At 60.5% G+C, this 7,446-nt stretch carries 5 protein-coding genes; 2 read left to right on the top strand and 3 right to left on the bottom strand.

Going from position 1 to position 7,446, the window contains the following annotated elements:
* Positions 1–157: 157 nt before the first annotated feature.
* The 3 genes from gshA to GTU76_RS12580 form a co-directional block, all read right to left on the bottom strand.
* Positions 158–1,741, bottom strand: coding sequence for a glutamate--cysteine ligase (gene gshA / locus GTU76_RS12590; RefSeq protein WP_026000687.1), 1,584 nt, complete (start codon positions 1,739–1,741; stop codon positions 158–160).
* 304 nt (positions 1,742–2,045) lie between these two features.
* Positions 2,046–2,429: a PaaI family thioesterase gene (locus GTU76_RS12585; protein ID WP_007917925.1), complete on the bottom strand. Its 384-nt coding sequence runs from the start codon at positions 2,427–2,429 to the stop codon at positions 2,046–2,048.
* Positions 2,429–4,753, bottom strand: coding sequence for a Tex family protein (locus tag GTU76_RS12580; RefSeq protein ID WP_016986272.1), 2,325 nt, complete (start codon positions 4,751–4,753; stop codon positions 2,429–2,431). Before GTU76_RS12580 ends, GTU76_RS12585 begins: the two co-directional genes overlap by 1 nt.
* A 358-nt stretch (positions 4,754–5,111) precedes the next feature.
* Between GTU76_RS12580 and ompR the strand changes: the two genes are divergently transcribed.
* Positions 5,112–5,852, top strand: coding sequence for an osmolarity response regulator transcription factor OmpR (gene ompR / locus GTU76_RS12575; protein WP_016986271.1), 741 nt, complete (start codon positions 5,112–5,114; stop codon positions 5,850–5,852).
* A 113-nt stretch (positions 5,853–5,965) separates the two neighbouring features.
* Entirely contained in the window at positions 5,966–7,279 is a 1,314-nt protein-coding gene (locus tag GTU76_RS12570) for an ATP-binding protein (protein WP_016986270.1), read from the top strand.
* Positions 7,280–7,446 lie beyond the last annotated feature (167 nt).

Below are 7,446 nucleotides of genomic sequence, written 5' to 3'. Positions count from 1 at the left end.
GCCGCATCCCGTTTGAAATCTGTCGAAAAATATCGTCTGGTCAAATCACACCTCGTCGTTGGGCGTAGATTAACGCCCTTTAGGGGTGTCCAGAATCATTAAGCCAGATCAGGTCAGTCCCCTCTCCCTCTGGGAGAGGGTTAGGGTGAGGGGCTCTTCAGTTACTGATCGCCAAAATACTCGCCTGATACGACCCGACAAACACATCAAAATCGCCCACTTCGTTCTGCTCCAGCTCAGCCTGCGCGGCCAGCGAAGTACGCGCCAGCTCCTCAAACTTCGCCTGCTCATCCGCCGCCAGTGGCTCGCTACGGAAGAACTCGGCATGTGCCTGACTCTGACGCAGGGAGAACTGCGCAAAGCTTTCCTTATGCTCAGCCATCGCCGCCAGCACCTGCGCAGAAGGCGTCAGAGACGGATCGCTGACCTTGGCCAGTTGCGCATCCAGCGCCTTGCTGTGCGCATCGCCGCCATGGCTCTGATCCAGCAACGCCGCCAGCGGGGCGATTTGTTCCAGCAGTTCGGCCGCCCATGCCTTCATCTCGACCGGTTGACCGTCACGCTGCAATTGCAGGCCCGGACGACGGCCTTCCTTGACCACGCTGAGAAAGTTCGAGGTGGCGTTGCCGCACGAGGTGTTGGTCAGCAGCGGGCTGTCGTTCAGCGCGCAATACAGCAGGAACGCATCGAGGAACCGCGACTCGGTGAGGTCGATGCCCATCGGCAGGAACGGGTTGATGTCCAGGCAACGCACTTCGACGTACTGAATGCCACGGGCCACCAGCGCCTGAATCGGCCGCTCGCCGGTGTAGGTCACGCGTTTCGGGCGGATGTTGGAGTAATACTCGTTTTCGATCTGCAGGATGTTGGTGTTGAGTTGCACCCACTCGCCATCCTGGTGCGTGCCGACTTCAACGTACGGTGCGTACGGCGTGGCCACGGCTTTGCGCAGGCTGTCGGTGTAGCTCGCCAGATCGTTGTAGCACGGCGTCAGACCGGCCTGGGCGTTGCTCTGGTAACCGAGGTCGCTCATGCGCAGGCTGGTCGCGTACGGCAGATACAGGGTGTCCGGGTCGAGTTGTTCCAGTTGATGCGATCGACCGCGCAGGAAACCGGCGTCCAGCGCTGGTGAGGCACCGAACAGGTACATCAGCAGCCAGCTGTAGCGACGGAAATTACGGATCAGCGCGATGTAGGAAAACGACTGGAAGTCGCGGTCAGTGCCGACAAAACCTTCGGTTTCGCGCAGCAGTGGCCAGAGCTGTTCCGGCAGGGAGAAGTTGTAGTGAATCCCGGCAATGCACTGCATGGTCTTGCCATAGCGCAGGGCCAAGCCCTTGCGGTAGACGTACTTGAGCTGACCGATGTTGGAGGTGCCGTAGTAGGCGATCGGGATGTCTTCCTCGGCCGGCAACGGGCACGGCATCGATGGACTCCACAGGTACTCGGTGCCGAGCTTGCTGTAGGCAAAGCGGTGAATCTTGTCCAGGCTCGCCAGTGTGTCGGCTGGATCCGGCAGGGCGGGCGTGATGAATTCCAGCAGCGACTCAGAGTAGTCGGTGGTGATCTGTTCGTTGGTCAGCGCGGAACCCAAGGCTTCGGGGTGCGGCGTTTGCGCCAGGCGACCTTCGCTGGTCACGCGCAGGCATTCACGTTCGATACCGTGCAGGCACTGCTCGAGCAGAGAGAGGTTAGCGCGCTCGCCGAGCAGAGCCAGGCGGCGGTTGAGAAGTTCGCTCAATTTGGATTCCTTCACGCGTCAGTCGCCCCAATATGGGGGTGGGCAGGACGGTCTACAAGGGTGAAGTTGAAACTGGCGTTTTCGCCTGGTTTTTCGGGCCTGTAAGCCCCCATTGAATCGCCAACTTCATTCCCTGAATCTGGCGGATGCACGCGAACTGTGGGAGCGAGCTTGCTCGCGAAGGCGGAGTGTCAGGCGACTTGAGGCTGACTGAAACGCCCTCTTCGCGAGCAAGCTCGCTCCCACAGAAAAGCTCGACGCTGCGATCACAGCGCCGAAATTAACTCAAATTGATGACCACAAGCTACAGGACAGCGAAGGTGCCTTGCGCTTTTGCGACCAGTTTGTCGCCCTGCATCACGTCGGCTTCGACCACCAACGTGCGCCGGCCCGGGTGAATCACCCGTGCCGTGCACAGCACCTCACCGTCGGAAACGGCGCGGATATAGTTGATCTTGCACTCGATGGTCGCGCTCTGCTGATCGAAGCCGTGGGTGCTGGAACAGGCCAGCCCCATGGCGATGTCGACCAGACTGAACAGCGCGCCACCGTGCAATTTGCCGCCGCGATTGCGCAGTTCCGGTTCCAGCACCAGGGCGACTTGCGCCACCCCGGTTTCCAGGCTGTGCAGGCGGCAGCCCAACAGCTTGAAAAACGCGCTCTCGACGAGCCCGGCCGGAATCTCCATCAACGTTTCTTCAACTGCTTGGCGTTGGCGAACAGTGAGGCCATCGCGTTGTTCACTGGCGCGGCGGTCGCGGTTTCCTTGCGTGGCGCATTGTTCGAAGGCTGGCGCTGCGCCGAGCCCGGACGCGAGCCACGGGCACCGTCGATCTTCTCGCCCGGGGTGTCGCCCATGCGCATCGACAGGCCGACGCGTTTGCGTGGAATGTCGACTTCCATGACTTTCACCTTGACCACGTCTCCGGCCTTTACCGCTTCGCGCGGATCCTTGATGAACTTCTCCGACAGCGCCGAGATGTGCACCAGACCGTCCTGATGCACGCCGATATCGACGAATGCGCCGAACGCGGTCACGTTGGTGACCACGCCTTCGAGGATCATCCCCAGTTGCAGGTCTTTCAGATCTTCGACGCCTTCCTGGAACTCGGCCGTCTTGAACTCAGGACGCGGGTCGCGGCCCGGCTTTTCCAGTTCCTGGATGATGTCGGTGACGGTTGGCAGACCGAAGGTCTCGTCGGTGAATTTCTTCGGATCCAGACGCTTGAGGAAGCTTGCATCGCCGATCAGCGAACGGATATCACGGTCGGTTTCAGCGGCAATGCGCTGCACCAGCGGATAGGCTTCCGGGTGCACTGCCGACGAATCCAGCGGGTTATCGCCGTTCATCACGCGCAAGAAACCGGCTGCCTGTTCGAAGGTTTTTTCGCCCAGACGCGCGACTTTCTTCAGCGCTGCACGGGTTTTGAACGCGCCGTGCTCGTCGCGGTGCGCGACGATGTTCTGTGCCAGCGTTGCGTTGAGGCCGGAGATACGGGCTAGCAGCGCCACCGAAGCGGTGTTCACATCAACGCCGACGGCGTTCACGCAATCCTCGACCACAGCGTCCAGACCACGCGCCAGTTTCAGCTGCGAAACGTCGTGCTGGTACTGGCCGACACCGATGGATTTCGGATCGATTTTCACCAGTTCAGCCAGTGGATCCTGCAGACGACGAGCGATGGACACCGCGCCACGGATCGACACATCCAGATCCGGGAATTCCTTGGCCGCCAGTTCCGACGCCGAGTACACCGATGCACCGGCCTCGGAAACCATGACCTTGGTCATTTTCATCGCTGGATATTTTTTGATCAGCTCGATTGCCAGTTTGTCGGTTTCGCGGCTGGCGGTGCCGTTGCCGATGGCGATCAGATCGACCGAGTGCTTGGCGCACAGGGCGGCCAGAATGGCGATGGTCTGATCCCACTTGTTGTGCGGCACGTGCGGATAGACCGTGGCGTGATCGAGCAGTTTGCCGGTCGAGTCGACCACGGCAACCTTGCAGCCAGTACGCAGGCCCGGGTCGAGACCCAGGGTTGCGCGCGGGCCGGCCGGGGCGGCCAGCAGCAGGTCGTGCAGGTTGTGGGCGAACACGTTGATCGCCTCGGTTTCGGCGCCGTCACGCAGTTCGCCGAGCAGGTCGGTTTCCAGGTGCGTGTAGAGCTTGACCTTCCACGTCCAGCGCACCACTTCGCCGAGCCATTTGTCGGCCGGGCGGTTCTGGTTCTGGATGTTGAATTGCTGGCCGATCATGCCTTCGCACGGGTGCATGGTGCCCGGCAGCTCGTCGCCGACTTTCAGCGCGGAGCTGAGGATGCCTTCGTTGCGGCCACGGAAAATCGCCAGCGCGCGGTGCGACGGCATGCTTTTCAGTGGTTCGTCGTGTTCGAAGTAGTCGCGGAACTTGGCGCCTTCCTCTTCCTTGCCGGCGATGACGCGGGCACTGAGGGTCGCTTCCTGTTTCAGGTAGTTACGCAGTTTTTCCAGCAGGCTGGCGTCTTCAGCGAAGCGCTCCATGAGGATGTACTTGGCGCCTTCCAGCGCGGCCTTCACGTCTGCCACGCCTTTTTCGGCATCAACGAAGCGTGCGGCTTCGGTTTCCGGGGCCAGGTTCGGGTCGTTGAACAAGCCGTCGGCCAGGTCGCCGAGGCCGGCTTCCAGGGCAATCTGGCCCTTGGTGCGGCGCTTCTGCTTGTACGGCAGGTACAAGTCTTCGAGGCGGGTCTTGGTGTCGGCGAGTTTGATGTCGCGCTCGAGGGCAGGGGTGAGTTTGCCTTGCTCTTCGATGCTGGCGAGGATGCTGATGCGCCGTTCGTCGAGTTCTCGCAGGTAGCGCAGACGCTCTTCCAGATGACGCAACTGGGTGTCATCGAGGCTGCCGGTGACTTCTTTCCGGTAACGGGCGATGAAGGGAACGGTAGAGCCTTCATCGAGTAGCGCGACGGCCGCTTCGACCTGTTGTGGGCGTACGCCGAGTTCCTCGGCAATGCGGCTGTTGATGCTGTCCATAAAACCACCTGACATAGTGTGAAATCAGGCTCTCAGGCACGCAAATAAAGGCCCGGAGTCTGGTTGAGCGGCTAGAAAATTGCCGCTGCCTGGGTCAAAAGGCAGCCCATTGACCCGTGAAATCGAACAATTACTGCGCTAGGCAGGAAAAAAAGCCTGCCACCTGCGGTAACGATTCAGACGTTGCCTGGCACAAAACGCCGCGCATTATAACCAGCGTTCTGTCATTCGGGGGCGTCGCAGTCTGTAGGCATAAACCCCGGTTTTCTGGCAGTGAAGGAAAAATCTGCTAACAATGCACACGGTGCGTATAACGGCAGCTACGCCATAATGCGCGCCGAGCTAAAAGGAGCATCCAATGAGCAGCACTGCACAAACTGCTGAAGGCGAAAAAATTCTCATCGTTGACGACGATCCGGGCCTAAGCAGCCTGCTGGAACGTTTTTTCGTCAGCAAGGGCTACCGCGCCCGTACCGTACCGAACACCGAGCAGATGGATCGTCTGCTGTCGCGTGAAGTCTTCAATCTGGTCGTCCTCGACCTGATGTTGCCTGGCGAAGACGGTCTGACCGCGTGCCGCCGTCTGCGGGCCGCGAACAACCAGATCCCGATCATCATGCTCACCGCCAAGGGCGATGAGATGAGCCGTATCAAGGGGCTGGAACTGGGCGCCGACGATTACCTGGCCAAACCGTTCAATCCGGACGAACTGATGGCCCGGGTCAAAGCTGTACTGCGTCGTCAGGCCGCACCGGTACCGGGCGCGCCGGGCAGCGAAGACGAAAACGTCACCTTCGGTGATTACGTATTGTCGCTGGCCACCCGCGAACTCAAACGCGGCGACGAAGTGCACATGCTCACCACCGGTGAGTTTGCGGTACTCAAGGCCCTGGTGATGAACGCGCGTCAGCCGCTGACCCGCGACAAACTGATGAACCTGGCCCGTGGCCGCGAGTGGGATGCCCTCGAGCGTTCCATCGACGTGCAGATTTCCCGTCTGCGCCGCATGATCGAGCCTGATCCATCAAAGCCGCGCTATATCCAGACTGTCTGGGGTGTGGGCTACGTGTTCGTTCCCGATGGTGCCGCCACCAAGTGATCGGTGATTTGTAGGAGCGGGTCTGCAGGGTTTGGTCGAACGGCCGTGCCCGCAGACTCGCAATCCGCAATATGCGAGCATTGCTCGCTCCTGCAAGTGTGTAGCGGTTATAGATGAAGACCCCCGTCTGGTTCCCCCAAAGCTTTTTCTCCCGCACCCTTTGGCTGGTGCTTATCGTCGTGCTGTTTTCCAAGGCGCTGACCCTGGTTTATCTGTTGATGAACGAGGACGTGCTGGTGGATCGCCAATACAGCCATGGCGTCGCCCTGACGCTGCGTGCCTATTGGGCTGCCGACGAAGAAAACCGCGCGAAGATCGCTGATGCCGCGACTCTGATCCGGGTGGTCGGCGCCGGTGTGCCGGAAGGCGAACAGCACTGGCCGTACAGCGAAATCTACCAACGGCAAATGCAGGCGGAACTCGGTGCCGACACTGAAGTGCGTTTGCGCATGCACTCGCCGCCGGCGTTGTGGGTGCGTGCGCCGAGTCTCGGTGATGGTTGGCTGAAGGTGCCGTTGTATCCGCACCCGTTGCGTGGCCAGAAAATCTGGAACGTGCTCGGCTGGTTCCTCGCCATCGGTTTGCTGTCGACGGCATCTGCATGGATTTTCGTCAGCCAGCTCAACCAACCCTTGAAGCGTCTGGTCTATGCCGCCCGGCAACTCGGTCAGGGTCGCAGTGTGCGTCTGCCGATCAGCGATACGCCGAGCGAGATGACCGAGGTGTATCGCGCCTTCAACCAGATGGCTGAAGACGTCGAGCAGGCCGGCCGCGAGCGCGAGTTGATGCTGGCCGGCGTGTCCCATGACTTGCGTACACCGTTGACCCGGTTGCGGCTGTCGCTGGAGCTGATGGGCGATCGCAATGACTTGACCGATGACATGGTCCGCGACATCGAAGACATGGACGCGATTCTCGACCAGTTCCTCGCGTTCATCCGCGACGGTCGCGACGAGTCGGTGGAGGAGGTGGATCTGACCGATCTGGTGCGCGAAGTGGCGGCGCCGTACAACCAGAATGAAGAGAAGGTGCGTTTGCGTCTGGAGCCGATTCAGCCGTTTCCGCTGCGTCGGGTGTCGATGAAACGCTTGCTCAACAACCTGATCGGCAACGCTTTGAACCATGCCGGCGGTAGCGTGGAAGTAGCGGCTTATGTGTCCGGTGACGTCAGTGCGCCTTATGTGGTGCTGAGCGTGATGGACCGTGGTGCGGGGATTGATCCTTCGGAGCTGGAGGCGATCTTCAACCCGTTTACCCGAGGCGATCGTGCACGGGGCGGGAAGGGCACGGGCTTGGGGTTGGCGATCGTGAAGCGGATTGCTTCTATGCATGGCGGCAATGTTGAATTGCGTAACCGGTCTGGAGGGGGGCTGGAAGCGCGGGTGCGGTTGCCGTTGGGGCTAATGTTGCCTAGGGACGCTGTGTAGATCAAAAGCCCCTCACCCCAACCCTCTCCCGGAGGGAGAGGGGGCAGACCGAGGTGCCTTGCGTCATACATCGACGTGAAAGACTGGGGCGATTGTGGATTCGACACAGCAGGATCAGGTCGGCGTATCTTTTATGCATCCCCCAATCAGTCCCCTCTCCCTCCGGG

Origin of the sequence: Pseudomonas crudilactis (genome assembly GCF_013433315.1) — a bacterium.
Lineage (GTDB): Bacteria > Pseudomonadota > Gammaproteobacteria > Pseudomonadales > Pseudomonadaceae > Aquipseudomonas > Aquipseudomonas crudilactis.
This window is presented reverse-complemented; position numbering and strand designations above follow the sequence as displayed.